Genomic DNA, 346 nt, shown 5'->3' with positions numbered 1-346 from the left:
GTGAACGGTGCGGCCGGCTGGGCAGGTCCTGAAGGCCGGCTTCTCCCTGGGCGCGGTAGCGGGCGACCCAGGTGGCCACCGTGGGCCGGCTCACCCGGAACTCGGCTGCCACGTGTGCCTGCGGGATGCCGTCGTGCAGGTGGCGGTGGACCATCCTGAGACGGCCGGTCGGGGTCAGGGGTGCGTTAGCGTGAGTCATGAGTGGGTCTTCTCGGGCAGGGGTCAAGCCCCTCGTGATGGTGTAGCGGTCTGATCCTTCATGGGGGTCAGGCGCTGAGGCCGAGGGTGAGTTCGGTGTCGGGGTCCACCTCGTCTCCGGTGTTGGTCACGGTGGTGAGCCTGCAGC

Annotated in this window: 1 protein-coding gene; it reads right to left on the bottom strand. The window is 69.1% G+C overall.

The genetic code is table 11. The features are described 5' to 3' along the window. On the bottom strand, positions 1-199 hold a 199-nt coding region (locus J1M37_RS06575), incomplete at its 3' end, for a helix-turn-helix domain-containing protein (protein ID WP_144825671.1). Positions 200-346: the final 147 nt, after the last annotated feature.

Source organism: Micrococcus sp. KRD012, assembly GCF_017168555.1.
Lineage (GTDB): Bacteria > Actinomycetota > Actinomycetes > Actinomycetales > Micrococcaceae > Micrococcus > Micrococcus luteus.
The sequence above is the reverse complement of the archived record's forward strand: the minus strand, read 5'-3'. Positions and strand labels throughout refer to the sequence as shown.